Origin of the sequence: Pseudomonas sp. UBA7500, from assembly GCF_002478435.1 — a bacterium.
In the GTDB taxonomy this organism is placed as follows: Bacteria; Pseudomonadota; Gammaproteobacteria; order Pseudomonadales; family Pseudomonadaceae; genus Aquipseudomonas; species Aquipseudomonas palmensis.
The window spans coordinates 26,368-52,634 of sequence record NZ_DLNW01000057.1; the positions used below are offsets into that span (position 1 = coordinate 26,368).

Below are 26,267 nucleotides of genomic sequence, written 5' to 3' on the forward strand. Positions count from 1 at the left end.
AGAGGAATAGGTCATGCGTTACATCAGTACCCGCGGCAAGGCACCGGCCCTGAATTTTGAAGATGTCCTGCTGGCCGGCCTGGCCAGCGATGGCGGCCTGTACGTGCCGGAAAACCTGCCGCGCTTCACCCAGGAAGAAATCGCCTCGTGGGCCGGCCTGCCGTACCACGAGCTGGCCTTCCGAGTGATGCGCCCGTTCGTCACCGGCTCCATTGCCGATGCCGACTTCAAGAAGATCCTCGAAGAAACCTACGGCGAGTTCGCCCACGCCGCGGTTGCCCCGCTGCGTCAGCTGAACAGCAACGAGTGGGTGCTGGAGCTGTTCCACGGCCCGACCCTGGCGTTCAAGGACTTCGCCCTGCAACTGCTCGGCCGCCTGCTCGATCACGTGCTGGCCAAGCGCGGCGAGCGCGTGGTGATCATCGGTGCCACCAGCGGTGACACCGGTTCGGCTGCCATCGAAGGCTGCCGGCGTTGCGACAACGTCGACATCTTCATCCTGCATCCGCACCAGCGTGTGTCGGAAGTTCAGCGCCGCCAGATGACCACCATCTTCGGCGAGAACATCCACAACATCGCCATCGAAGGCAACTTCGACGACTGCCAGGAGATGGTCAAGGCCAGCTTCGCCGACCAGGGCTTCCTCAAGGGCACCCGCCTGGTGGCCGTGAACTCGATCAACTGGGCGCGGATCATGGCCCAGATCGTGTACTACTTCCACGCCGCCCTGCAGTTGGGTGGCCCGGCGCGTTCGGTGGCGTTCTCGGTGCCTACCGGCAACTTCGGCGACATCTTCGCCGGCTACCTGGCGCGCAACATGGGCCTGCCGATCAGCCAGCTGATCGTGGCAACCAACCGCAACGACATCCTGCACCGCTTCATGAGCGGCAACCAGTACGTCAAGGAAACCCTGCACGCCACCCTGTCGCCGTCGATGGACATCATGGTGTCGTCGAACTTCGAGCGCCTGCTGTTCGACCTGCACGGTCGCAATGGCGCCGAGATTGCCGGCCTGATGGACACCTTCAAGCAGGGTGGCGGCTTCAGCGTCGAGCAAGACCGCTGGACCGAGGCGCGCAAGCTGTTCGATTCGCTGGCGGTGGATGATGCGCAAACCTGCGAGACCATCGCCGACGTGTTCGCGCAAACCGGCGAAGTGCTCGACCCGCACACCGCGATTGGCGTCAAGGCCGGCCGCGAGTGCCGTCGCAGCCTGGACACGCCGATGGTGGTGCTGGGTACCGCGCACCCGGTCAAGTTCCCCGAGGCGGTGGAGAAGGCGGGCGTGGGCAAAGCCCTGGAGCTGCCGGCGCACCTGACCGACCTGTTCTCCCGCGAGGAGAAATGCACGGTACTGCCCAACGACCTGAAAGCGGTGCAGGCCTTCGTCAGCCAGCACGGCAACCGTGGCAAGCCGCTCTGACGGCAGAGGTATGCAGCGTTGAACCAGGCCCCGGTGCGCAAGCCCCGGGGCTTTTTGTTGCGCGGCCCGCCATGCCACGGCAGGAACCTGGCTTGCTGGCGAACCGACGCGACGCGTCGATACCGTGGCGACAGGAGGACGTTGCCGCCCCCTGGTTTCGGATTTTTCCTATGGGACGCCCGCGCGGGCTTTCCTAGAGTGGGCGCCCGTCCAATCCGGAGTCGCCCATGCGCTCACTCAAGGTTCTGCTTCTGGAGCCCCATGCCTATCGGCTGATGAACCTGCACCAGATGCTCAATGGCCTGGGCATCTACGACGTGCGCGTGGCTGAAACGACCCTCCAGGCGCACGGTGTGCTCGAACGACGGGGGCCGGTGGATATCGTCATCTGTGACCCGCTGTCGCCCGAGCACGATGGCATGGGCTTCATCGAGCACCTGGCGCTGCACGGCCTCGCCAGTGCCCTGATTGTCCTCAGTGGCGCCAGACGCAGCGTGCTCCAGGGGGTTGTCGAACTGATCGAGCTGTCGGGCCTGCGGGTGCTGGGCAGCACCCCCGCGCCAGCCAGCCCCAGCCAGTTGCACCCGTTGCTGCTGCAACACCCGGAGGCCGGGCCCGTGGCATGAATCTGTCATGTGCACCGGGCATGCTCGATGAACGTGCAGCGCGCCGCGGCAGAACTTTCAGCCTGTGCCGAGGGTCAGTGAAAGACCCCCTTCAACAACAACGTGAACGGTGAATGGATGGACAATATCAGCTTGTTGCTAAGTGAAGCATTGACGCCCTATCAGGTCACGCTGACCTCCCGGCATGCCAGTGCCGACTTCGACCTGCAGCTGGTCGACCCTGCCGGCGACACCGTGCTGCAGCGCAGTGTCAAGGCCAGCCAGCTGCATGACCAGCGCCTGCTCATCGACCTGGTGGACGGTATCCAACGTGACCTGCGCATCCACGAAGGACGCCTGCAACCCTGCGTGATCGCAGCCCTCAAACATGCCCGCCAGGGCCGCGCGCAAATCGTTGCGGCGTGACGGGAACCTTTGTCCAGACAGGTACTCAGACAGCTTAAGGACAGTTGAACGGCATTTTGCTCCGATGCCGCCAGGCTGTTCGTGCGAGGCTCCAAGCAGCCCTCGTTTAACCCCGACGGCCTCCCCACCGCTCGGGGTTTCTTTTTGCCTGCGTAAAAGCGCGTGCCGGGGTCAGTGCTGGCTCAGCAGCTCGCGCGCCGCATCGAGGTAGGTCTTGCGCTGGTCGGGCTCTAGCCATTGTGCATACAGCGGTGCCAGGGTCTGCAGGCGCAGGTTGCGCAGCAACTGGTCGAGGTGGCTGATGGCCTCGCGGCCCAGCGGGGTGTCGGAGCAACCCACGTAGGTCAGCTGGTAGCGCGCCACGCCCTTGATCGGAAAGTACGTCAGGGCCTGGGGCTGCGGCTGCTTTTCGTTCATGTAGCGCACTTCCGGCCAGTAGGCCAGCAGCAGGTTCAGGCGCCCCAGCTGCTGCATCTGCAGCAGGCTGCCCACCGCATCGTTGCCGTAATGGCGGCTGATGGTGGCGGGCGGGGCGTTGGCCAGTATCGCGTCCACGGCGGGGCTGTAGCTGCGCTGGCCGACGACACCGAGCTTGTGCGTGTTGCTTGCCAGCAGGGCGTCCAGGTCGATTTCGCCATCATGCAGGTACGGCGCAAGGCTTGCCTGGTCACTCTGGCGGGCAATCACCATGTTGCTCTGCGCAGCCAGCGCCGGTATCGAGAACTTCACGAAGCGCTCGCGCTCCGGGGTTCGCAGCAGCGTGGGGTCGCAGGTGAAGGAGGGCTCCTGGAGCATCTGCATGCCGCGCGCGCGGTTGACCCGCACGATGCTGTGCTGGTACTCGGGCATCTGCGCAATGAGCAGCGGCAGCAGCTGGTCCATGGCGCCCTGGCCGGTTTTGGGGCCCTCGAACACGGTCAGCGGCGGCAGGTCGCGCAACAGCCAGGTGAGGGTTTCCTTGGCCCAGCTCGAGGCAGGCAGCAGGCTCAGCAGCACAGCCAGCAGTGCGCCGTGCAGGTTGCAGCACATGGCGCGACTCAGACCGCGCCCTGTTCGCGAAGATGGGCGATCTGCGCCGCGTCATAGCCCAGCTCGCCCAGCAACTGCGCGGTGTGCTCGCCCAGCGCCGGCCCCACCCATTCGCTGGAGCCTGGGGTGTCCGACAGCTTGGGCACGATGCCCGGCATCTTGAACGGCTTGCCGTCGGGCAGCCTGGCCTGGAGGAACATCTCGCGGGCGAGAAACTGTGGGTCGCTGAACATGTCCTCGGCCGAATAGATGCGGCTGGCCGGCACCTGGGCCTGGTTGAGCACCTGCATCAGGGTGTCCAGCGGCACGCTGCGGGCCCAGCGGTCGATCACCGCATACAGCTCGTCGCGGCGCAGGTCGCGCCCGTCATTGCTGGCCAGCGCCGGGTCGGCGGCCAGGTCGTCGCGCCCGATGGCCTGCATGAAGCGTTTGAAGATCGCATCGCCATTGGCGCCGATCTGCACATGCTTGCCATCGGCGCTGGTATGGATGGAGGAGGGGGTGATGCCCGGCATGATGTTGCCGGTGCGCTCGCGGATGAAGCCGAACACGTCGAACTCCGGCACCATGCTCTCCATCATCGCGAAGATGGCCTCGTACAGGGCCACGTCGACCACCTGGCCCTGGCCCCCGTTGACCTCGCGATGACGCAGCGCCATCAGTGCGCCGATCACGCCCCACAGCGCGGCAATCGAGTCGCCGATGGAAATGCCGGTGCGTACCGGCGGGCGGTCCTCGAAACCTGTGATGTAGCGCAGCCCGCCCATCGACTCGCCGACCGCGCCGAAGCCGGGCTGGTCTTTCATCGGCCCGGTCTGGCCGAAGCCGGACAGGCGTACCATCACCAGCTTCGGGTTCAGCGCGTGCAGTACCTCCCAGCCCAGGCCGAGCTTTTCCAGCACGCCGGGGCGGAAGTTCTCGATCAGGATGTCGGCCTCGCCCAGCAGCTGCTTGAGAATGGCCAGGCCTTCGGGGTGCTTGAGGTTGAGCGTGAGCGACTGCTTGTTGCGCGCCTGCACGAACCACCACAGCGAGGTGCCCTCGTACAGCTTGCGCCATTTGCGCAGCGGGTCGCCGCCATCGGGCGATTCGACCTTGACCACCTGGGCGCCGAATTCGGCGCAGATGCGCGAGGCGAAGGGGCCGGCGATCAGGGTGCCGAGTTCGATGACTTTGAGGCCGGCAAGCGGTTTGGTGGGCAACGACATGGGGCTTCCGTGGCAGCAGGGCAGAGCGCTAGTTTTTATCACAGGGCGGCAGCGGCAGATACTGCTGTTGGCCGCAGATTGTACGGTTCGGTTCGTTGATTGCCAGCGCATCGGTTAGACTGGGCGACTTTTCCTGTTACCAGAAGCCCGTCCATGGCCCAGCCGTCCACCACCTACAAGTTTGAACTGAACCTCACCGATCTCGACCGCGGCGTGTACGAAAGCGTCAAGCAGACCATCGCCCGCCACCCTTCGGAAACCGAAGAGCGCATGGCCGTGCGCCTGCTGGCCTATGCCCTCTGGTACAACGAGCAGCTGTCGTTCGGTCGCGGCCTGTCGGACGTCGACGAGCCGGCGCTGTGGGAAAAAAGCCTGGATGACCGGGTGCTGCACTGGATCGAAGTCGGCCAGCCCGATGCCGACCGCCTGACCTGGTGCTCGCGCCGCACCGAGCGCACCAGTCTGCTGGCCTACGGCAGCCTGCGGGTGTGGGAAACCAAGGTGATCCCGGCGGTCAAGAACCTGAAGAACCTCAACATCGCCGCCGTGCCGCAAGAGGTGCTGGAAGTCCTGGCCAAGGACATGCCACGCGCCATCAAGTGGGATGTGATGATCAGCGAAGGCACGGTGTTCGTCACCGACGACCGCGGCCAGCACGAAGTCCAGCTGCAATGGCTGCTGGGCGAGCGCGGCTGATCCGCCCGCCGACCTTTTTCAAACCAGAGAAGCCTTGATCACTCCATGCGTATCGAACCGCGTTCACTGCCGTCCACCCTGCCGTTTCTTGGCGACCTGCCGCCCCTGCTGACCCGCCTGTACGCCGCCCGTGGCGTACAGAGCGCCGTCGAGCTGGACAAGAGCCTGGCACGCCTGCTGCCCTATCAGCAGCTCAAGGGTATCGACGCGGCGGTAAACCTGCTGGTGGAGGCACTGGACCAGCGCCAGCGCATCCTGATCGTCGGCGACTTCGACGCCGACGGTGCCACGGCCAGCACCGTGGGCGTGCTGGGCCTGCGTCTGCTGGGCGCCGCGCACGTCGACTACCTGGTGCCCAACCGTTTCGAATACGGTTACGGGCTGACCCCGGAAATCGTCGAGGTGGCACTGCAGCGCACGCCGCAGCTGCTGATCACCGTGGACAACGGCATCTCCAGCGTCGAAGGCGTGGCGGCGGCCAAGGCGGCCGGCCTGAAGGTGCTGGTCACCGACCACCACTTGCCGGGCCATGCGCTGCCGGCGGCCGATGCCATCGTCAACCCCAACCAGCCGGGCTGCGAGTTTCCGAGCAAGGCACTGGCCGGGGTCGGGGTGATCTTCTACGTATTGATGGCGCTGCGTGCGCGCCTGCGCAGCCTGGGCCGCTACGACGACCGCCCGCAGCCGAACATCGGCGAGCTGCTCGACCTGGTGGCGCTGGGCAGCGTGGCCGACGTGGTACCGCTGGATGCCAACAACCGCATCCTCGTGCACCAGGGCCTGGAGCGCATCCGTGCCGGTCGTGCGCGCCCGGGGCTCAAGGCGATTCTCGAGGTGGCCCGGCGCGAAGCGGCGCGCATCACCTCCACCGACCTGGGCTTCATCCTGGGCCCGCGGCTCAATGCTGCCGGGCGCCTGGACGACATGAGCCTGGGCATCGAATGCCTGCTCAGCGACGACCCGAGCCTGGCCCGCGAGATGGCGGTGCAGCTGGACGAACTGAACCAGGACCGCAAGTCCATCGAACAGGGCATGCAGCGCGAGGCGCTGGCCCAGCTCAAGGACCTGCCGCTGGAGTCGATGCCGTTCGGCCTGTGCCTGTACGAGGCTGACTGGCACCAGGGCGTGATCGGCATTCTGGCCTCGCGTCTGAAAGAACGTTATCACCGCCCGACCATCGCCTTTGCCGACGCCGGCGAAGGCATGCTCAAGGGCTCTGCGCGCTCGGTGCCGGGCTTTCACATTCGCGATGCGCTGGACGCCGTGGCGGCGGCCAACCCGGAGCTGATCAGCAAGTTCGGCGGGCACGCCATGGCGGCGGGGCTGTCGCTGCCGGCCGAGAACTTCCCGGCGTTCGCCCAGGCGTTCGACGAAGAAGTCCGCCGCCAGTTGCAGGAGGACGACCTCACCGGCCGGCTGCTGTCCGACGGCAGCCTGGCGGTCGAGGAGTTCCACCTGGAGCTGGCCCGCGCCCTGCGCAACGCCGGGCCGTGGGGGCAGCATTTTCCCGAGCCGCTGTTTCATGGCGTGTTCCAGCTGGTGCAGCAGCGGGTGGTGGGCGAGCGTCACCTGAAGGTGGTGCTCAAGAGCGAATGCGGTTCGGTGACCCTCGACGGCATCGCCTTCGGCATCGACCGCGAGGTATGGCCCAACCCCACCGTGCGCTGGGTGGAGCTGGCCTACAAGCTGGACGTCAACGAGTTTCGCGGCAACGAGACGGTGCAGCTGATGATCGCCCACATCGAGCCGCGCTGAACCCCTGGGTGGGCAAACTGGTCTAGTCTCTCAGAGACCGGCACTGAGCCGCGGGGAAGCCAAGGCGCTCGGTCCGGTCCACCATTCGGAGACTGGAGAGGTGCCCCATGAGCCTGCTGCTTGAGCCCTATACCCTGCGTCAACTGACGCTGCCCAACCGCATTGCGGTCTCGCCGATGTGCCAGTATTCGAGCGTCGACGGCCTGGCCAACGACTGGCACCTGGTGCACCTGGGCAGCCGCGCGGTCGGCGGTGCCGGGTTGATCTTCACCGAAGCCACCGCCGTCACGGCCGAGGGCCGCATCACCGCCCAGGACCTGGGCCTGTGGTGCGACGAACAGATCGCGCCCCTGCAACGCATCACCCGCTTCATCACAGCCCAGGGCGTGGTGCCCGGCATTCAGCTGGCGCACGCCGGGCGCAAGGCCAGCACGCATCGGCCGTGGCTGGGCAAGCACGGCAGCGTCAAGCCCGAGGACGGTGGCTGGGTGCCGGTGGGGCCGTCGAAAATCGCTTTCGACCCGCAGCACACGGCGCCCACCGAATTGAGCGAAGGGCAGATCCACGAGGTGATCCAGGCCTTTGTCGAAGCCGCCCGGCGTGCACTGGTGGCCGGCTTCAAGGTCGTGGAAGTGCATGCCGCCCATGGCTACCTGCTGCACCAGTTTCTCTCGCCATTGAGCAACCAGCGTCGCGACCAGTACGGCAGCTCGTTCGAGAACCGCATTCGCCTGACCCTGCAGGTGACCGAGGCGGTGCGCGAGGTGTGGCCGTCGGAGTTGCCGCTGTTCGTGCGGGTATCGGCCACCGACTGGGTGGAGGATGGCTGGAACCCGGATGAAACCGTCGAGCTGGCCAAGCGCCTCAAGGCCCTGGGCGCCGACCTGATCGACGTTTCGTCGGGGGGCACCTCGATGAATGCCGAGATTCCCACCGGGCCTGGCTATCAGACACGCTTTGCCGAGCGGGTGCGCAAGGAATCGGGGATCGCCACCGGCACGGTGGGCATGATCACCGAGCCGGCCCAGGCCGAGCACATTCTGCGCACCGGCCAGGCCGACATCATCCTGCTGGCCCGCGAGCTGCTGCGCGATCCGTACTGGCCGCTGCATGCCGACGACGACCTGGGCGGGCAGAAGGCCATATGGCCGGCGCAGTACCAGCGTGCGACCCACCGCGACCAGCCGATCCACGAGTCCGACCTGCGCGACTGAAGGCTATGCCAAAGGGCCGCCGAGCGGCCCTCCTGCGCAGGTAACGCCTGCCTGCGCCGTGGGCCTCAATGCCTGAACATCACATGCCGCACGCAGGTGTAGTCCTCCAGCCCATACATCGACATGTCCTTGCCGTAGCCCGACAGCTTCTGCCCGCCGTGGGGCATTTCGCTGACCAGCATGAAGTGCGTGTTGACCCAGGTGCAGCCGTACTGCAACCGGGCGGACACCCGGTGGGCGCGGCCGACATCGGCGGTCCACAGTGATGAGGCCAGGCCGTAGTCCGAATCGTTGGCCCAGGCCAGCGCCTGCGCTTCGTCTTCGAAGCGGGTCACCGACACCACCGGCCCGAATACCTCGCGGCGCACGATCTCGTCATCCTGCTGGGCGTCGGCCAGCACCGTCGGCTCGAAGAAGAACCCGTCGCCCGTCACCGCCTTGCCGCCGGTGACCAGGCGAATATGCGGCTGGGCCACGGCGCGCTCCACCAGCGCTGCCACCCGGTCGCGGTGTGCGGCACTGATCAGCGGCCCGAGTTCGGTGTCCGGGTCGTCCTGCAACCCGTGCCGGAGGCTGGCCACTGCCTCGCCGAGCTTGTTCACGAAGGTGTCGTAGATGCCGGCCTGGGCATAGATCCGGCAGGCCGCGGTGCAGTCCTGCCCGGCATTGTAGAAGCCGAAGGTGCGAATGCCTTCCACCGCAGCGTCGATGTCGGCATCGTCGAAGATGATCACCGGGGCCTTGCCGCCCAGTTCCATGTGCAGGCGTTTCACGCTGTCGGCGGTGCCGGTGATGATCTGGCTGCCGGTGGCGATCGAGCCGGTCAACGACACCATGCGCACCTTGGGGTGGGTGACCAGGGGCATACCTACGCTCTGGCCCTTGCCGAACAGGATGTTGAGCACCCCGGCCGGAAACAGCTCGGCCGCCAGTTCGCCCAGGCGCAGGGCGGTCAGCGGGGTCTGTTCCGAAGGCTTGAGCACCACGGTGTTGCCGGCGGCCAGGGCCGGGGCGATCTTCCATGCCAGCATCATCAGCGGGTAGTTCCACGGCGCGATGGACGCCACCACACCCAGCGGGTCGCGGCGCACCATCGAAGTGTGTCCCGCCAGGTACTCGCCCGCCGCCGAGCCGCCCAGACAGCGGCTGGCCCCGGCAAAGAAGCGGAACACGTCGGCGATTGCCGGCAGTTCGTCGTTCAGCGCGGCCGGGTAGGGCTTGCCGCAGTTGTCCGATTCCAGCCTGGCCAGCTCCCCGGCATGGGCGTCTATCAGGTCGGCCAGCTTTAGCAGCACTGCGGCGCGGTCTTTCGGTGCGGTCTGCGACCAGCCGTCGAAGGCATGGTCGGCGGCGCGCACCGCCGCATCCACCTGCGCTTGGCTGGCCTCGTTGATGTCCACCAGCACGCTGCCCAGCGCGGGGTTGAGCACGCTGTGGGCCGGGCCTTCGCCGGCGACGAGCTGGCCGTTGATCAGCAGTCGGGTTTGCATGGTGTTCGATCCTCCTGGTTCAGGTCATTTGCCGTCGCTGCCGGTCACGTTCTCGGCGCCACGGGTCAGGTAGTAGGCGCCCAGAATCGGCAGCATGGTCACCAGCATCACCAGCATGGCCACCACGTTGGTCACCGGCACGTCGCGCGGGCGGCTGAGCTGGTTGAGCAGCCAGATCGGCAGGGTGCGTTCGTGGCCGGCGGTGAAGGTGGTCACGATGATTTCGTCGAACGACAGCGCGAACGCCAGCATGCCGCCCGCCAGCAGGGCCGACCCCAGATTGGGCAGCACGATGTAGCGAAAGGTCTGCCAGCCGTCGGCGCCCAGGTCCATCGACGCCTCGATCTGGTTCTGCGAGGTGCGCCGCAGACGCGCGATGACGTTGTTGTAGACGATCACCACGCAGAAGGTGGCGTGGCCCACCACGATGGTGAAAATCCCGGGCTCGATGCCCAGGGTCTTGAACGCCGACAGCAGGGCGATGCCGGTGATGATGCCGGGCAGGGCGATGGGCAGGATCAGCATCAGCGACAGGCTCTCCTTGCCGAAGAAGCTGCGCCGGTACAGGGCCGCGGCGGCCAGGGTGCCAAGCACCAGGGCGATCAGCGTGGCCAGGCACGCCACCTGCAGCGACAGCTTGATCGACTCGAGCACGTCGGGGCGCGAAAACGCCACGCCGAACCACTTGAGGGTCAGGCCCCGGGGCGGAAAGCTGAAGGCCGCGTCTTCGGTATTGAAGGCGTACAGCACGATGATCAGGATCGGAAAGTGCAGGAACAGCAGCCCGCCCCAGGCGGCCAGGCGCAGCCCCGGCGAGGCGTTGTCAGAGTGCATCGAAGGCTCCCAGGCGTTTGACGAGGGTCAGGTACACGGCGATCAGCATGATCGGCACCAGGGTGAAGGCGGCGGCCATCGGCATGTTGCCGATGGCGCCTTGCTGGGCGTACACCATGCTGCCGATGAAGTAGCCGGGCGGGCCCACCAACTGCGGCACGATGAAATCGCCCAGGGTCAGCGAGAAGGTGAAGATGGAGCCGGCGGCGATGCCCGGCACCGCCAGCGGCAGGGTCACCTGCACGAACGTCTGGTGCGGGCGTGCGCCAAGGTCGGCCGAGGCGTGCAGCAGCGAGGGCGGCAGGCGCTCCAGCGCGGCCTGGATCGGCAGGATCATGAACGGCAGCCAGATGTACACGAACACCATAAAGCGCCCCAGGTGCGAGGTCGACAGGGTGCTGCCGCCCACCCCGGGAATGCCGAGCAGCCATTGCAGCAGTGGCTCCAGGTTCAGCTGCTGGACGAACCACTGTGCCACCCCGCCCTTGGCCAGCAGCAGGGTCCAGGCATACGCCTTGACGATGTAGCTGGCCCACATCGGCATCATCACCGCGATGTAGAAGAACGCCTTGGTGCTGCCGCGGGTGTAGCGGGCCATGTAGTAGGCGATGGGAAACGCCAGCACCGCGCTGGCGATCGACACCGCCACCGCCATGCCCAGAGTACGCAGGATGATGTCGAAGTTGGATGGCTGCAGCAGCGCGGCAAAGTTGGCCAGGGTCAGCTCGGGCGTCACCGCCATGGTGAAGTCGTCGAAGGTGTAGAAACCTTGCCACAGCAGCGCCAGCAGCGAGCCCAGGTAGATCGCGCCGAACCAGATCAGCGGCGGTATCAACAGCATCGCCAGGTACAGGTTGGGGCGACGGTAGAGCAAGGTGGCCAGGCGCCGCATCATCTCAGCGGCCCTCGTCGAGCACGGTTTCGCGCAGCGCGGTCATGGCCTCGCGCGGCCAGTGGGCGTGCAGGCGCTGGCCGGGCTGCCAGGGGGCGGCGTCGGCATGCCACTGGCTGTTGGCCTGGCTCACCGCCAGCAACTGGCCGTTGTCCAGCTGCAGTTCGTAGCGGGTGGTGCTGCCCTGGTACTGGATATCGTGCAGCACGCCGCTGAGCTGGAGGACGTCGCCCGGGATGGCCGACGCGCTCAGGCGAATGTGTTCCGGGCGGATCGAGAACGGCTGCGGGCTGGCCACCAGGTGTTGGGCCAGCTCGCCGCGCAGCACGTTGGAGGTGCCGACGAACTCGGCAACGAAGGGGGTGGCCGGTTGCATGTAGAGGTTGCGCGGCGTGTCGACCTGTTCGATGCGCCCGCGGTTGAACACCGCCACGCGGTCGGACATCGACAGCGCCTCGGTCTGGTCGTGGGTGACGAAAATGAAGGTGATGCCCAGCTGGCGCTGGAGCTTCTTCAGCTCGCCCTGCATCTGCTCGCGCAGCTTGAGGTCCAGCGCGCCGAGGGGCTCGTCCAGCAGCAGTACCCGGGGACGATTGACCAGCGCGCGGGCCAGGGCCACGCGCTGGCGCTGCCCGCCGGACAACTGCACCGGCTTGCGCTCGCCGTAGCCGGCCAGGGCCACCATGCCCAGGGCCTCTTCGGCGCGGGCATGGCGCTGGGCCTTGGCCACGCCCTTGACCTTGAGCCCGTAGGCCACGTTGTCGCGCACGTTCATGTGCGGGAACAGCGCGTAGTCCTGGAAGACCGTGTTGACGTCGCGCTGGTAGGGCGGCAGGCCGGCGGCTTCCACGCCGTGGATGCGAATCGAGCCGTGGCTGGGTTGTTCGAACCCGGCGATCAGGCGCAGGCAGGTGGTCTTGCCCGAGCCCGAAGGGCCGAGCATGGAGAAGAACTCGCCGTCTTCGATGTCGATGCAGACCCGGTCGACGGCCTTGACCTCGCCGAACAGGCGGGACACTTGGGTGAACTGTACGGCTGGGGGCATGCGAGGTACTCCACGGTTCTGCGAGGGCGGTGCGCTCGCTTTGCCGTCAAAGCCGGCCCCTGCAGGTGTGCGAGTCGCCTGCAGGGGCCGGCCTTGACGGCGAAGAGGCCCTAACGGCCGCCCATGATCGCGATGTAGTCCTGGGTCCAGCGGCTATAGGGCACGAACTTGCCCCCTTGCGCCTGCGGCGTGCGCCAGAACGCGATCTTGTCGAACAGGTCGAAACCGTTGGTCTTGCACCCGTCGGCCCCCAGCAGTTCGCTGCCCGAACACGCCGCCGGCACCACCGGCAACGAGCCGAACCACGCCGCCACGTCGCTCTGCACCTTGGGCTGCAGCGACCAGTCCATCCATTTGTAGGCGCAATTGGGGTGCTTGGCCTCGGCGTGCAGCATGGTGGTATCGGCCCAGCCGGTGGCGCCCTCCCTGGGGATGGTCGAGGCCACCGGCTGCTTGTCGGCCTTGAGCCCGTTGACCATGTAGCCCCAGGAGCTTGAAGCCGCCACACCTTCGTTCTTGACGTCGCTCATCTGCACGGTTGCGTCATGCCAGTAGCGGTGAATCAGGGGGCGTTGCTGGCGCAACAGGTCGAGCACCGCCTTGTACTGGGTTTCGTTGAGCTCGTAGGGGTTGTCGATGCCCAGTTCCGGCTTGGCCGTCTTCAGGTACAGCGCCGCATCGGCGATGTAGATCGGCCCGTCATAGGCCTGCACACGGCCCTTGTTCGGCTTGCCGTCCGGCAGGTCCTGCGGCTCGAACACCACGCCCCAACTGGTGGGCGCCTGCTTGAACACCTCGGTGTTGTACAGCAGCACGTTCGGCCCCCACTGGTACGGCGTGCCGTAGACCTTGGCGTCGACCACGTACCAGGGGCCGTCCTTCAGGCGCGGGTCGAGGTGCTTCCAGTTGGGGATCAGGTCGGTGTTGATCGCCTGCACACGCTTGCCGGCAATCAGGCGCAGCGAGGCATCGCCCGACGCGGTCACCAGGTCGTAGCCGCCCTTGGTCATCAGGCTGACCATCTCGTCGGAGGTGGCGGCAGTCTTGACGCTCACCTTGCAGCCGGTGTCCTGCTCGAAACCGCTGACCCAGTCGTAGGCCTTGTCGCTCTCGCCGCGCTCGATGTAGCCGGGCCAGGCCACGATGTCCAGTTGCCCTTCGCCGGCACCCACGGCCTTGAGCGGCTCGGCGGCCTGCAGGCTGGCGCTGGCGAGGATCCCGGCGCCCAGGGCGCCAAGCAATGCGGTGGTGTGCACAAGCATGATGTTCCCTCTTTTATTGGAATTGTGCAGGGGCAGTGATGACGGTGCTGCAGCGGTGCATTCCCTACTAGCGTAGTGCGTTCCCGCGAATGCAACATCCAGAAGCAAATGCGCAGCGTGACGACGCAGGTCAGGCTTTACTCTGGCGTTTCATTTCCTGTTTGAGGACGTCCAGATGAACACCCGAGGTTTGCTCGACCAGTTGCTAAAGTCCGGCCAGGAGCTGCTGCAGAACCAGGCCGGCAAAGGTGCCAGCGCCAAGCCAGGGGGCAGTGGCGGGCTGGGTGGGTTGCTCGGCGGCGCCGGTGGCGGTGGCCTGGGCGGGCTGCTCTCCGGTGCCGGCGGTGGTGCGCTGGCGGCGGGCGCGATGGGCCTGCTGCTGGGCAACAAGAAGGCGCGCAGCCTGGGGGGCAAGGCGCTCACCTATGGTGGCCTGGCCGCCCTCGGTGTGCTGGCCTACAAGGCCTACGGCAACTGGCAGGCCCAGCAGGGCAGTGCGCCGCAGCGCGAACCGCAGACCCTCGATCGCCTGCCAGCCGCCCAGGTCGAATTGCACAGCCAGGCCATCCTCAAGGCGCTGGTGGCTGCGGCCAAGGCCGACGGGCATGTCGACGAGCGCGAGAAGGCGCTGATCGAAGGCGAGTTCGTCAAGCTCGACAACGACCACGAGCTGCAACAGTGGCTGCATGCCGAACTCAACCGACCGCTGGACCCGGCCGACGTCGCCCGCGCCGCCACAACGCCGGAAATGGCGGCCGAGATGTACATCGCCAGCGTCATGCTGGTGGACGAGGAACACTTCATGGAGCGCGCCTACCTCGACGAGCTGGCCAAGCAGCTCAAGCTCGACCCGGCCCTCAAGGCCGAGCTGGAAAAACAGGTTCGCCAGGCCTGAGTCAGCAAATGCGGGCATATGGCCATCGCGCAGGCCATTTTGCCCGAGCCGTCTTGATCCAGAGCGCGTGCAGATAAGGTGCGTGGGCTATAATCTGCGCATTTTTCTGCTCGCGTAGAATCCTTGAGGGCTGACTGTGAAGAACTGGACATTGCGCCAACGCATCCTGGCGAGCTTCGCCATGATCATTGCCATCATGCTGTTGATGGTGGTCGCTGCCTACTCGCGCCTGGTGGCGATCGAGTCCAGCGAGGAGGCGGTGCGTTCGGACAGCATCCCTGGCGTGTACTACAGCTCGATGATCCGTAGCGCCTGGGTCGACAGCTACGTCAACACCCAGCAGTTGCTCGGCCTGAGCAACCACCGCGAGCTGACCAATGCCGACGCCGAGCTGTACAAGAGCTTCGAGGATCGCCTCAAGCAGAACATGGCCGATTACCAGAAGACCATCCAGTCCTCCGAAGACCAGTCCAGCTACGAGGAGTTCGTGCGCCTGGAGCAGGGCTACCTGAAGCTGCTCGACAGCGTGCTGGAGGCCTACCGGCAGAAGAACTACGCCGAGGCCCAGCGCCTGCTGCAGGACAGCATGACCCCGGCCTGGAACGAGGGCCGCAAGCACCTGAACACGGTGATCGAAGGCAACCGGGTGTCGGCCGAGCAGGCCACCGGTGCCATCGTCAGCGCGGTGACCACGGCCAAGGTCAGCATGATGATCTCGCTGGTGCTGGCGATCATTGCAGCCGGCATCTGCGGCCTGATGCTGATGCGCGCCATCACCGGCCCCATGCAACTGATCGTGCGGGCGCTGGACAAGCTGCGCGGCGGTGACCTCAGCGTGCGCCTGAGCCTGGACCGCAAGGATGAATTCGGCGCGGTGGAAACCGGCTTCAACGAAATGATGAGCGAGCTGACCACGCTGGTGTCCCAGGCCCAGCGCTCGTCGGTGCAGGTCACCACCTCGGTGACCGAGATTGCCGCCACCTCCAAGCAGCAGCAGGCCACCGCCACCGAAACGGCCGCCACCACCACCGAAATCGGTGCCACCTCGCGGGAAATCGCCGCCACCTCCCGGGACCTGGTGCGCACCATGACCGAGGTCACCAGCGCCGCCGACCAGGCCTCGGTACTGGCCGGCTCCGGCCAGCAGGGCCTGGCGCGCATGGAAGAGACCATGCACCAGGTGATGGGCGCGGCCGACCTGGTCAACAACAAGCTGGCGATCCTCAACGAGAAGGCCGGCAACATCAACCAGGTGGTGGTCACCATCGTCAAGGTCGCCGACCAGACCAACCTGCTGTCGCTCAACGCCGCCATCGAGGCCGAGAAGGCCGGCGAATATGGCCGCGGCTTTGCCGTGGTGGCCACTGAGGTGCGCCGCCTGGCCGACCAGACCGCCGTGGCCACCTACGATATCGAACAGATGGTGCGCGAGATCCAGTCGGCGGTGTCGGCCGGGGTGATGGGCATGGACAAGTTTTCCGAGGAAGTGCGTCGCGGCATGGCCGAGGTGCAGCAGGTGGGCGAGCAACTGACCCAGATCATCCACCAGGTGCAGGCGCTGGCGCCACGGGTGCTGATGGTCAACGAAGGCATGCAGGCCCAGGCCACCGGTGCCGAGCAGATCAACCATGCACTGGCGCAGCTGGGCGATGCCAGCAGCCAGACCGTGGAGTCGCTGCGCCAGGCCAGTTTCGCCATCGACGAGCTGAGCCAGGTAGCGGTCGGCCTTCGTGGTGGTGTGTCGCGGTTCAAAGTCTGAAGCCCCGATGAGCGACCTTCAGTCACGCCGCGACACTTCGGTGCCTACGCCAGGGCGCCTGTTCCTGGTATTTCGTATCGGCGAGCAGCGCTTTGCCCTGGACACCCATGAGGTAGTGGAGGTGCTGCCGCGCCTGACACTCAAGCCCATCGCCCACACCCCGCGCTGGGTGGCGGGGGTGCTGGCGCATCGCGGTGCGCTGGTACCGGTGATCGACGTGGGCGACCTGGGGTTCGGCACCCCGGCGCCGCTGCGTACCAGCACCCGGCTGGTGCTGGTGCACTACCGGGGCCAGGCGCAGGCCGAGCCGCAGTTGCTGGGCCTGATCCTGCAGCAGGCCAGCGACACCCTGCGTTGCCACCCCGACGAGTTTCGCCCCTATGGCGTCGACAACCTCCAGGCCCCCTACCTGGGGCCGGTGCGCGAAGATGCCCAGGGCCTGATGCAACGCATCAGCGTCCAGGACCTGCTGAGCGACCAGGCCCGCGCCTTGCTGTACCCGCCCGTGGAGGTGCAGCCATGAGCGACGAGCAGCGGTTCTTTCGTTTCTTGCAGGAGCGTATCGGCCTGGATGTCGCCTCGGTTGGCGCGCCGATGGTCGAGCGGGCCCTGCGCCAGCGCTGTGCTGCCCTGCAGGCCCGCGACCTGGACGACTACTGGGTGCGCCTGCAGCAGTCGACCCCGGAGCAGCAGGCGCTGATCGAAGCGGTGATCGTGCCTGAAACCTGGTTCTTCCGTTATCCCGAGTCGTTCAGCGCGCTGGTCGGGCTTGCCCTCAGGCGCCTGGCCGAGCTCAATGGCACCCGGCCGCTGCGGGTGCTCAGCCTGCCGTGTTCGACTGGTGAAGAGCCCTATTCGATTGCCATGGCCCTGCTCGATGCCGGTATCGCCGGCCCCGGGTTTCGCGTCGACGGCATCGACATCAGCCCCAACTCGATCGCCCGCGCCGAACAGGCGGTGTATGGCCGCAACTCCTTTCGCGGCAGTGACATCGCCTTCCGCCAGCGCCACTTCAGCGAGGTGGAGCAGGGCCATCGCCTCGACGAGCGGGTTCGCCAGCAGGTCGAGCTGCAGGTGGGCAACGTGCTCGACCCGGCGCTGCGCACCCGCAGGGGCAGCTACGACTTCGTCTTCTGCCGCAACCTGCTGATCTATTTCGATGTACCCACCCAGCAACGGGTGTTCGACGTACTGAAAAGCCTCACCCATGAAGACGGCGTACTGTTCATCGGCCCGGCCGAAGGCAGCCTGCTGGCACGCATGGGCATGCGCCCGCTGGGTATCGCGCAGTCGTTCGCCTATGTACGGCATATCCCGCAGGAGCCGCCCCCAGTGCTTTCGCCGCCGCCCCCGATGCCTGCACCCAGTCCACGGCGGGCGCCTGCGCCGTTGGCGCGCCGTGCGCCAGCCCCGGCACCGCAGCCTGCCCGGGTTGCGCCCCCAGCCGCCGGCAAGCCCGGCGCCGAACAGCTGCTAGCGCAGATCGCCACGCTGGCCAACGAGGGCCGCAGCGACGAGGCACGCGCGGCCTGCGAACGCTACCTGCAGCAGCATGCACCGGATGCGCAGGTGTATTACTGGCTGGGCCTGCTCAGCGATACCGCCGGCGATGCGGCCCAGGCCGTGAGCCACTACCGCAAGGTGCTGTACCTGCAACCCCAGCACCCCGAGGCCCTGGCGCACCTGGCGGCGCTGCTGGCGTCCCAGGGCGATGAGGTGGGCGCCCGGCGCCTGCAGGAGCGTGCGGCGCGCCGAGAGCGCAGCGAGCGGGAGCCTGAACGATGAGCGGCCAGGCAGAGCTGGGCGTGATGGCCGCCACGGTCGAGGCCATCGACGATTGCTGGAACCGTATCGGTGTGCACGGCGACAAGAGCTGCCCGTTGCTGGCCGAGCATATTCACTGTCGCAACTGCCAGGTGTACGCGGCAGCGGCCACGCGCCTGCTGGACCGCTATGCGCTGGCCCAGGACGCCCATGCGCAGATGCATGTGCAGGCACCGGTGAGTGTCGGGCGCTCGCTGTTGCTGTTTCGCCTGGGCGAGGAATGGCTGGCCCTGGCGACCCGCTGCCTGGTCGAGGTGGCGCCGCTGCAGCCGGTGCACTCCTTGCCGCACCAGCGCTCGCGGGTGCTGCAGGGGGTGGCCAATGTGCGCGGTGCGCTGGTGCCGTGCCTGTCGCTGGGCGACCTGCTGGGGCTCGAGCCCGGCAGCCCGGTGGCGGTGTCGGCGCGGGTCATGCCGCGCATGCTGATCCTGGGTGCCAGCGGCGGCGCCGTGGTGCTGCCGGTGGACGAAGTGGACGGTATCCATGCCCTCGACCCCGGGCAGCCGGCCAGCGACACCGCCACCGATGCACGCTTCACCGAAGCGGTATTGCAGTGGCGCGGTCGCAGCGTGCGGGTGCTGGATGAAGAACAGCTGTTGTCTGCCGTGAACCGGAGCCTGTCATGACCCCAGAGCAAATGCGCGACGCTTCGCTGCTCGAGCTGTTCAGCCTGGAGGCCGAGGCGCAGACCCAGGTGCTCAGCGCCGGCCTGCTGGCCCTGGAACGCAACCCTACCCAGGGTGACCAGCTCGAAGCCTGCATGCGCGCCGCCCACTCGCTCAAGGGCGCGGCGCGCATCGTGGGGATCGACGCCGGGGTCAGCGTCGCCCACGTGATGGAAGACTGCCTGGTCGAGGCCCAGGAAGGCCGCCTGCGCCTGCGCCCCGAGCACATCGATGCGCTGCTGCAGGGCACCGACCTGCTGATGCGCATCGCCACCCTGGGCGGTGCGGCCACCGAGGCGGCGGTCCAGGCCTTCGTGGTGCAGATGGCCGTGCTGCTCGATCCGGCCAGTGCGCTGATGGCGACGGGGCCGGCAATCGGCGACGCGCCCGAGCCGACGCAGAATCCTGAACCCGCACCGGCTGCGCCGCAGCTGGTGCCCCCGGCGCCCGAGCCTGAGGCGCTCGCGCAACCGGAGGCGTCTGCCGAGCCCGTGGCCCTTGCGCCGGGCAAGCGCAGCGAAGGCGGCGAGCGGGTGCTGCGGGTCACGGCCGAGCGCCTGAACAGCCTGCTCGACCTGTCCAGCAAGTCGCTGGTCGAAACCCAGCGCCTGAAGCCCTACCTGGCCACCCTGCAGCGCCTCAAGCGCATGCACGGCCAGAGCATTCGCGCCCTCGATACGCTCAAGGCCGAGCTGGACACCGGCGGCCAGCGACCGGAGGTGCAGGAAGCGCTGGCGCAGGCCCAGCGCCTGCTCGGCGAAACCCGCGAGATGCTGCAGCAGCAGGCCGCCGACCTGGACGAGTTCGGCTGGCAGGCCAGCCAGCGCGCGCAACTGCTGTACGACACCGCGCTGGCCTGCCGCATGCGCCCGTTCGCCGACGTGCTCAACGGGCAGAGCCGCATGGTTCGCGACCTGGGGCGGTCGCTGGGCAAGCAGGTGCGCCTGGAGATCGAGGGCGAAAAGACCCAGGTCGACCGTGACGTGCTGGAAAAACTCGAGGCGCCGCTCACCCACCTTCTGCGCAACGCCGTGGACCACGGTATCGAACTGCCCGAGCAACGCCTGCTGGCAGGCAAGCCGGCCGAGGGCCTGATCCGCCTGCGCGCCTCGCACCAGGCCGGCCTGCTGGTGCTGGAACTGAGCGATGACGGTGGCGGCGTCGACCTGCAACGCCTGCGCCACAGCATCGTCGAGCGCCAGTTGTCGCCGGCCGACACCGTGGCGCAGATGAGCGAAGCCGAACTGCTGACGTTCCTGTTCCTGCCGGGGTTCAGCCTGCGCGACAAGGTCACCGAGGTTTCCGGGCGCGGCGTGGGGCTCGATGCGGTGCAGCACAGCGTGCGCCAGTTGCGCGGCTTCATCGACCTCAGCCAGCACAGCGGGCAGGGCAGCCGCTTTCACCTGGAGGTGCCGCTGACCCTGTCGGTGGTGCGCAGCCTGGTGGTCGAGGTGGGGGGCGAGGCCTACGCCTTCCCGCTGGCGCATATCGAACGCACCCTGGACCTGCCCGCCGAGGCCATCGTGCAGATCGAGGGGCGCCAGCATTTCTGGCATGAAGGCCGGCACATCGGCCTGGTGGCTGCCTCCCAGTTGCTCAACCGGCCGCCCAGCCAGGCGGCGGAACAGGCCATCAAGGTGGTGGTCATCCGTGAGCGCGACACCCTGTATGGCGTGGCCGTCGAGCGTCTGATCGGCGAGCGCGTGCTGGTGGTGATGCCGCTGGACGCGCGGCTGGGCAAGGTGCAGGACATCTCGGCCGGGGCCCTGCTCGATGACGGCTCGGTGGTGCTGATCGTGGACGTCGAGGACCTGCTGCGCTCGGTCGAGAAGCTGCTCAGCACCGGCCGCCTGGAACGTATCGAGCGCGGCCAGCGCGCCGCCCGCGAAGCGACGCGCAAGCGCGTGCTGGTGGTGGATGACTCGTTGACCGTGCGCGAGTTGCAGCGCAAGCTGCTGACCAACCGCGGTTACGAAGTGGCCGTCGCGGTGGACGGCATGGACGGCTGGAACGCCTTGCGCAGCGAGGATTTCGACCTGCTGATCACCGACATCGACATGCCGCGCATGGACGGTATCGAACTGGTCACCCTGCTGCGCCGCGACAGCCGGTTGCAGTCGTTGCCGGTGATGGTGGTGTCGTACAAGGACCGCGAGGAAGATCGTCGTCGTGGACTGGACGCCGGGGCCGACTACTATTTGGCCAAGGCCAGTTTTCATGATGATGCCTTGCTGGAAGCCGTGGTGGAGCTTATCGGGGGAGCCCAGGGATGAAGATCGCCATCGTCAACGACATGCCCCTGGCCGTGGAAGCCCTGCGCCGGGCATTGGCGTTCGAGCCGCAGCACGAGGTGATCTGGGTGGCCGGCAATGGCGCCGAGGCGGTGCAGCGCTGCGCCGAGCACACCCCGGACCTGATCCTGATGGACCTGATCATGCCGGTCATGGACGGTGTGGAGGCCACGCGCCAGATCATGGCCCGGACCCCTTGCGCCATCGTCATCGTCACGGTCGACCGCCAGCAGAACGTGCACCGCGTGTTCGAGGCCATGGGCCACGGCGCCCTGGACGTGGTCGACACCCCGGCGGTAGGCGCCGGCAACCCGCGTGAGGCGGCCGCGCCGCTGTTGCGCAAGATCCTCAATATCAGCTGGCTGATCGGCCAGCATGGCAGCAACCGCGTGCGGGCAGTGGCAGCACCGCAGCGCCAGGGCGCACAACGCCAGCGCCTGGTGGCGATCGGTTCCTCGGCCGGTGGCCCGGCGGCGCTTGAGGTGCTGCTCAAGAGCCTGGAGCAGGATTTCAACGCGGCCATCGTGCTGGTTCAGCACGTCGACCAGGTGTTCGCCGCCGGCATGGCCGAGTGGCTGAGCAGCGCCTCCGGCCTGCCGGTACGCCTGGCCCGCGAGGGCGAAGCACCCCAGCCCGGGCAGGTGCTGCTGGCCGGCACCAACCACCATATCCGTCTGTTGAAGGACGGCACCCTGGCCTACACCGCCGAACCGGTCAACGCGATCTACCGCCCTTCGATCGATGTGTTCTTCGAGAGCGTGGCGCGCTTCTGGCAGGGCGATGCGGTGGGCGTACTGCTGACCGGCATGGGCCGCGATGGCGCACAGGGGCTCAAGCTGATGCGCGAGCAGGGCTTTCTGACCATCGCCCAGGACCAGCAGAGCAGTGCGGTCTACGGCATGCCCAAGGCGGCTGCGGCCATCGATGCCGCCGTCGAGATACGTGCGCTGGAGCGCATTGCGCCGCGCCTGATGGAGATTTTTTCGAAATGACGATGTGTAATGAACCAAACCGGTCGTTCGCCAGGGAGCAGGGCGCGCATGAATGATCTACCGCTCGTGGGGTTCCCGACCACCAATGAAAACTCGGCGATGGTGCTGCTGGTCGACGACCAGGCGATGATCGGCGAAGCCGTGCGTCGCGGCCTGGCCAACGAGGCCAACATCGACTTTCACTTCTGCGCCGACCCGCATCAGGCCGTCGCGCAGGCGATCCGGATCAAGCCCACGGTGATCCTGCAGGACCTGGTCATGCCCGGCCTCGATGGCCTGAGCCTGGTGCGCGAGTACCGCAGCAACCCGGCCACCCAGGACATCCCGATCATCGTGCTGTCGTCCAAGGAAGACGCGCTGGTCAAGAGCGCCGCGTTCGCCGCCGGGGCCAACGACTACCTGGTCAAGCTGCCCGACAACATCGAGCTGGTCGCGCGCATCCTGTACCACTCGCGCTCCTACCTCACCCTGCTGCAGCGTGACGAAGCCTACCGGGCGCTGCGGGTCAGCCAGCAGCAGTTGCTGGACACCAACCTGGTGCTGCAGCGGCTGATGAACTCCGACGGCCTGACGGGGCTGTCCAACCGCCGGCATTTCGACGAGTACCTGGAACTGGAATGGCGCCGGGCCATGCGTGACCAGTCGCAGCTGTCGTTGCTGATGATCGACGTCGACTATTTCAAGGCCTTCAACGACTCGTTCGGCCACCTGGCCGGGGACGAGGCGCTGCGCCAGGTGGCCGAGGCGATTCGTGCCTCGTGCAGCCGCCCCAGCGACCTGCCGGCACGCTACGGTGGCGAGGAATTCGCCCTGGTGCTGCCCAACACTTCGCCGGGCGGGGCGCGGCTGGTGGCCGAGAAGCTGCGCCAGACCGTGGTGGGCCTGGCCATCTCGCACAACATGCCGCAGGCGGGCAGCGTGCTGACCATCAGCATCGGCCTGGCCACCCACACGCCGGCAGTCGGCAGCCATTGCCGACAGTTGATCTCGGCGGCGGACAAGGGCCTGTACCAGGCCAAGAATGGCGGGCGCAACCAGGTCGGGGTGGCCTGACAGACCGCCATCGCGGGTCAAGCCCGCTCCCATGGGCATCGTGCCGCCCTTGTGGGGGCGGCTGATCCGCGATCAGGCGCCGGCTTCTCCAAAGGCCGCCCGACGGGCTGCCGCGCACCTGCAGACTCGTTTATACTCTCCGGCTTTTCACAGAATACGCACGAGAGCTGCCCGCCCATGGAAATCCAACCGATCCTGAACACCATCAAGGACCTGACCGAGCGCTCCGAATCCATTCGGGGGTATCTTTGACTACGATCACAAGCATGACCGCCTGATCGAAGTCAACCGCGAGCTCGAAGACCCGAACGTCTGGAACAAGCCCGAGTACGCCCAGGAACTGGGCCGCGAACGCGCCATGCTGGCGCAGATCGTCGACACCCTGGACGAACTGTCCGGCGGCCTGGTCGACGCCCGCGAGCTGCTCGACATGGCTGTCGAGGAGAACGACGAAGGCGCCGTCAATGACGTCGTCGAAGTGCTCCAGGGCCTGGAAGACTCCCTGGCCCAGCTCGAATTCCGTCGCATGTTCAGCGGCGAGATGGACATGAACAACGCCTACCTGGACATCCAGGCCGGTTCCGGCGGCACCGAGGCCCAGGACTGGGCCAACATCCTGCTGCGCATGTACCTGCGCTGGGCGTCCAAGCGTGGTTTCGACGCCACCATCATGGAACTGTCCGAAGGCGACGTCGCCGGCATCAAGGGCGCCACCGTGCACATCAAGGGCGAGTACGCCTTTGGCTGGCTGCGCACCGAGATCGGTGTGCACCGTCTGGTGCGCAAGAGCCCGTTCGACTCCGGCGCACGCCGCCATACTTCGTTCTCGGCGGTGTTCGTGTCCCCCGAGATCGACGACAAGGTCGAAATCGAGATCAACCCGTCCGACCTGCGTATCGACACCTACCGCTCCTCGGGTGCCGGCGGCCAGCACGTGAACACCACCGACTCGGCGGTGCGTATCACCCACGTGCCGACCAACACCGTGGTCAGCTGCCAGAACGAACGTTCCCAGCACGCCAACAAGGACACCGCCATGAAGATGTTGCGGGCCAAGTTGTACGAGCTGGAGATGCAGAAGCGCAACGCCGCGTCGCAGGCCCTGGAAGACAGCAAGTCGGACATCGGCTGGGGTCACCAGATCCGTTCGTACGTGCTCGACGCCTCGCGGATCAAGGATCTGCGCACCAACGTCGAACGCAGCGACTGCGACAAGGTGCTCGACGGCGATATCGACGAGTACCTGGAAGCCAGCCTCAAGCAGGGGCTGTAAGTTTCGCGACCCGCTACAAGACCCTCGCCTGCGGGCGGGGGCAATGAACCCCTGATGGAAAATGTGACCACATGAGCGACCTCAAACTCGACCCGCAAGACCTGCAACAGGAAGAAAACACCCTGATTGCCCTGCGCAAGGAAAAGCTTGCCGCAGAGCGCGCCAAGGGCAACGCCTTCCCCAACGACTTCCGCCGTGACAGCTACTGCAACGACCTGCAGAAACAGTATGTCGACAAGACCAAGGAAGAGCTGGAAGCTGCAGCGATCCCGGTCAAGGTTGCCGGTCGCATCATGCTCAACCGTGGCTCGTTCATGGTGATCCAGGACATGACCGGGCGCATCCAGGTCTACGTCAACCGCAAGACCCTGCCCGAGGAAACCCTGGCAGCGGTCAAGACCTGGGACCTGGGCGACATCATCAGCGCCGAAGGCACCCTGGCTCGTTCGGGCAAGGGCGACCTGTACGTCGAGATGACCAACGTGCGCCTGCTGACCAAGTCGCTGCGCCCGCTGCCGGACAAGCACCACGGCCTGACCGACACCGAGCAGCGCTATCGCCAGCGCTACGTCGACCTGATGGTCAACGAGGAAACCCGCCACACCTTCCGTGTGCGCTCGCAGGTCATCAACCATATTCGCAACTTCCTCATCCAGCGCGACTTCCTGGAAGTGGAAACGCCGATGCTGCAGACCATCCCCGGTGGCGCTGCGGCCAAGCCGTTCGAAACCCACCACAACGCGCTGGACATGCCGATGTTCCTGCGCATCGCGCCGGAGCTGTACCTCAAGCGTCTGGTGGTCGGTGGTTTCGAGAAGGTCTTCGAGATCAACCGCAACTTCCGTAACGAAGGCGTCTCGACCCGGCACAACCCCGAGTTCACCATGCTCGAGTTCTACCAGGCCTACGCCGACTACGAAGACAACATGGACCTCACCGAAGAGCTGTTCCGCGAGCTGGCGCAGCTGGTGCTGGGCAGCACCGACGTGCCGTACGGCGACAAGGTGTTCCACTTCGGCGAGCCGTTCGTGCGCCTGTCGGTGTTCGACTCGATCCTCAAGTACAACCCCGAGTTGACCGCCGACGACCTCAACGACATCGACAAGGCCCGTGCCATCGCCAAGCAGGCCGGCGCCAAGGTGCTGGGCTTCGAAGGCCTGGGCAAGCTGCAGGTGATGATTTTCGAAGAGCTGGTCGAGCACAAGCTGGAGCAGCCGCACTTCATCACCCAGTACCCGTTCGAAGTGTCGCCGCTGGCCCGTCGCAATGACCAGAACCCGAACGTCACCGACCGCTTCGAACTGTTCATCGGCGGCCGCGAGATCGCCAACGCCTACTCCGAGCTCAACGATGCCGAGGACCAGGCTGAGCGCTTCATGGCCCAGGTGGCCGACAAGGACGCCGGCGACGACGAGGCCATGCACTACGATGCCGACTTCGTGCGCGCCCTGGAGTACGGCATGCCGCCCACTGCCGGTGAGGGCATCGGTATCGACCGCCTGGTGATGCTGCTGACCAACTCGCCGTCGATCCGCGACGTGATCCTGTTCCCGCACATGCGCCCGCAGGCCTGAGTGTCTTGAACAAGCCGCCTCTAGGGGCGGCTTTTTCATGTCTGCGACAAGCTGATCGATCA

Annotated in this window: 22 protein-coding genes and 1 pseudogene; 16 read left to right on the top strand and 7 right to left on the bottom strand. The window is 66.5% G+C overall.

Features of this window, described 5'->3' with window-relative positions; translation table 11 throughout:
• The first annotated feature begins 13 nt into the window (after positions 1–13).
• The 3 genes from thrC (at position 14) to B4I46_RS25375 (ending at position 2,454) form a co-directional block, all read left to right on the top strand.
• Entirely contained in the window at positions 14–1,423 is a 1,410-nt protein-coding gene (thrC, locus tag B4I46_RS25365; protein ID WP_054915029.1) for a threonine synthase, read from the top strand.
• Positions 1,424–1,650: 227 nt separating this feature from the next.
• Positions 1,651–2,049, top strand: a complete 399-nt coding sequence (locus B4I46_RS25370; protein WP_052504291.1) for a response regulator — start codon at positions 1,651–1,653, stop codon at positions 2,047–2,049.
• A 117-nt stretch (positions 2,050–2,166) separates the two neighbouring features.
• Complete coding sequence (locus B4I46_RS25375; protein WP_054915027.1) at positions 2,167–2,454, top strand: DUF3509 domain-containing protein; 288 nt, start codon at positions 2,167–2,169, stop codon at positions 2,452–2,454.
• Between the two features lie 171 nt (positions 2,455–2,625).
• Here the strand turns inward: B4I46_RS25375 and B4I46_RS25380 are convergent, their stop codons facing one another.
• Together B4I46_RS25380 and B4I46_RS25385 are read right to left on the bottom strand one after the other, a co-directional pair.
• On the bottom strand, positions 2,626–3,483 hold the full coding sequence (locus tag B4I46_RS25380; RefSeq protein ID WP_043863194.1) for a TIGR02285 family protein: 858 nt from the start codon (positions 3,481–3,483) through the stop codon (positions 2,626–2,628).
• An 8-nt stretch (positions 3,484–3,491) separates the two neighbouring features.
• Positions 3,492–4,691 (bottom strand): CaiB/BaiF CoA transferase family protein, encoded by a 1,200-nt coding sequence (locus B4I46_RS25385; protein WP_043863195.1) that lies wholly within the window; start codon positions 4,689–4,691, stop codon positions 3,492–3,494.
• A gap of 153 nt (positions 4,692–4,844) precedes the next feature.
• Here B4I46_RS25385 and B4I46_RS25390 point away from each other — a divergent pair, with 153 nt between their 5' ends.
• From B4I46_RS25390 to B4I46_RS25400, 3 genes are all read left to right on the top strand, one after another.
• Complete coding sequence (locus B4I46_RS25390) at positions 4,845–5,387, top strand: YaeQ family protein (protein ID WP_054915026.1); 543 nt, start codon at positions 4,845–4,847, stop codon at positions 5,385–5,387.
• 45 nt (positions 5,388–5,432) lie between these two features.
• Entirely contained in the window at positions 5,433–7,142 is a 1,710-nt protein-coding gene (gene recJ, locus B4I46_RS25395; RefSeq protein WP_274096543.1) for a single-stranded-DNA-specific exonuclease RecJ, read from the top strand.
• A 107-nt stretch (positions 7,143–7,249) separates the two neighbouring features.
• The gene (locus B4I46_RS25400; RefSeq protein ID WP_043863198.1) at positions 7,250–8,356 is read left to right on the top strand and encodes an NADH:flavin oxidoreductase/NADH oxidase; all 1,107 of its coding nucleotides are present in this window, start codon (positions 7,250–7,252) and stop codon (positions 8,354–8,356) included.
• A gap of 65 nt (positions 8,357–8,421) precedes the next feature.
• Here B4I46_RS25400 and B4I46_RS25405 read toward each other — a convergent pair whose 3' ends face one another.
• The 5 genes from B4I46_RS25405 to ydcS all read right to left on the bottom strand — a co-directional run bounded on the left by B4I46_RS25405 (position 8,422) and on the right by ydcS (position 13,879).
• Entirely contained in the window at positions 8,422–9,846 is a 1,425-nt protein-coding gene (locus tag B4I46_RS25405) for a gamma-aminobutyraldehyde dehydrogenase (RefSeq protein WP_286902308.1), read from the bottom strand.
• A gap of 24 nt (positions 9,847–9,870) precedes the next feature.
• A complete protein-coding gene (locus B4I46_RS25410; RefSeq protein WP_043863200.1) occupies positions 9,871–10,680 on the bottom strand; it encodes an ABC transporter permease in 810 nt (269 codons plus the stop codon).
• Positions 10,670–11,575, bottom strand: a complete 906-nt coding sequence (locus tag B4I46_RS25415) for an ABC transporter permease (protein WP_286902309.1) — start codon at positions 11,573–11,575, stop codon at positions 10,670–10,672. Before B4I46_RS25415 ends, B4I46_RS25410 begins: the two co-directional genes overlap by 11 nt.
• A 1-nt stretch (position 11,576) precedes the next feature.
• Entirely contained in the window at positions 11,577–12,617 is a 1,041-nt protein-coding gene (locus B4I46_RS25420; protein WP_043863202.1) for an ABC transporter ATP-binding protein, read from the bottom strand.
• Between the two features lie 110 nt (positions 12,618–12,727).
• Positions 12,728–13,879: a putative ABC transporter substrate-binding protein YdcS gene (gene ydcS / locus B4I46_RS25425; RefSeq protein WP_286902310.1), complete on the bottom strand. Its 1,152-nt coding sequence runs from the start codon at positions 13,877–13,879 to the stop codon at positions 12,728–12,730.
• A gap of 175 nt (positions 13,880–14,054) precedes the next feature.
• On the opposite strand from ydcS, the gene B4I46_RS25430 reads away from it, so the two are divergent.
• The 10 genes and pseudogenes from B4I46_RS25430 to lysS all read left to right on the top strand — a co-directional run bounded on the left by B4I46_RS25430 (position 14,055) and on the right by lysS (position 26,205).
• The gene (locus B4I46_RS25430) at positions 14,055–14,774 is read left to right on the top strand and encodes a tellurite resistance TerB family protein (protein WP_054915019.1); all 720 of its coding nucleotides are present in this window, start codon (positions 14,055–14,057) and stop codon (positions 14,772–14,774) included.
• 196 nt (positions 14,775–14,970) lie between these two features.
• Complete coding sequence (locus B4I46_RS25435) at positions 14,971–16,533, top strand: methyl-accepting chemotaxis protein (protein WP_387518486.1); 1,563 nt, start codon at positions 14,971–14,973, stop codon at positions 16,531–16,533.
• A 7-nt stretch (positions 16,534–16,540) separates the two neighbouring features.
• Complete coding sequence (locus B4I46_RS25440; RefSeq protein WP_286902311.1) at positions 16,541–17,056, top strand: chemotaxis protein CheW; 516 nt, start codon at positions 16,541–16,543, stop codon at positions 17,054–17,056.
• On the top strand, positions 17,053–18,318 hold the full coding sequence (locus tag B4I46_RS25445; RefSeq protein ID WP_286902312.1) for a CheR family methyltransferase: 1,266 nt from the start codon (positions 17,053–17,055) through the stop codon (positions 18,316–18,318). Before B4I46_RS25440 ends, B4I46_RS25445 begins: the two co-directional genes overlap by 4 nt.
• The gene (locus B4I46_RS25450; RefSeq protein ID WP_054915016.1) at positions 18,315–18,983 is read left to right on the top strand and encodes a chemotaxis protein CheW; all 669 of its coding nucleotides are present in this window, start codon (positions 18,315–18,317) and stop codon (positions 18,981–18,983) included. Before B4I46_RS25445 ends, B4I46_RS25450 begins: the two co-directional genes overlap by 4 nt.
• Positions 18,980–21,295 carry a hybrid sensor histidine kinase/response regulator gene (locus tag B4I46_RS25455; RefSeq protein ID WP_254997241.1) on the top strand — a complete coding sequence of 772 codons (2,316 nt, stop codon included), beginning with the start codon at positions 18,980–18,982 and terminating at the stop codon, positions 21,293–21,295. The genes B4I46_RS25450 and B4I46_RS25455 overlap by 4 nt, the downstream gene beginning before the upstream one ends.
• Positions 21,292–22,305 carry a chemotaxis response regulator protein-glutamate methylesterase gene (locus B4I46_RS25460; RefSeq protein ID WP_043863210.1) on the top strand — a complete coding sequence of 338 codons (1,014 nt, stop codon included), beginning with the start codon at positions 21,292–21,294 and terminating at the stop codon, positions 22,303–22,305. Before B4I46_RS25455 ends, B4I46_RS25460 begins: the two co-directional genes overlap by 4 nt.
• Positions 22,306–22,353: 48 nt before the next feature.
• A pseudogene (locus B4I46_RS25465) lies at positions 22,354–23,395 on the top strand (diguanylate cyclase); the annotation flags it as partial.
• A gap of 140 nt (positions 23,396–23,535) precedes the next feature.
• Positions 23,536–24,631 (top strand): peptide chain release factor 2 gene (gene prfB, locus B4I46_RS25470; RefSeq protein WP_100633065.1). Its coding sequence is split into 2 segments (ribosomal slippage): positions 23,536–23,607 and positions 23,609–24,631, totalling 1,095 coding nucleotides; the frame shifts between segments, so codons are not numbered across the junction.
• 71 nt (positions 24,632–24,702) lie between these two features.
• Entirely contained in the window at positions 24,703–26,205 is a 1,503-nt protein-coding gene (lysS, locus tag B4I46_RS25475) for a lysine--tRNA ligase (protein WP_043863213.1), read from the top strand.
• Positions 26,206–26,267 lie beyond the last annotated feature (62 nt).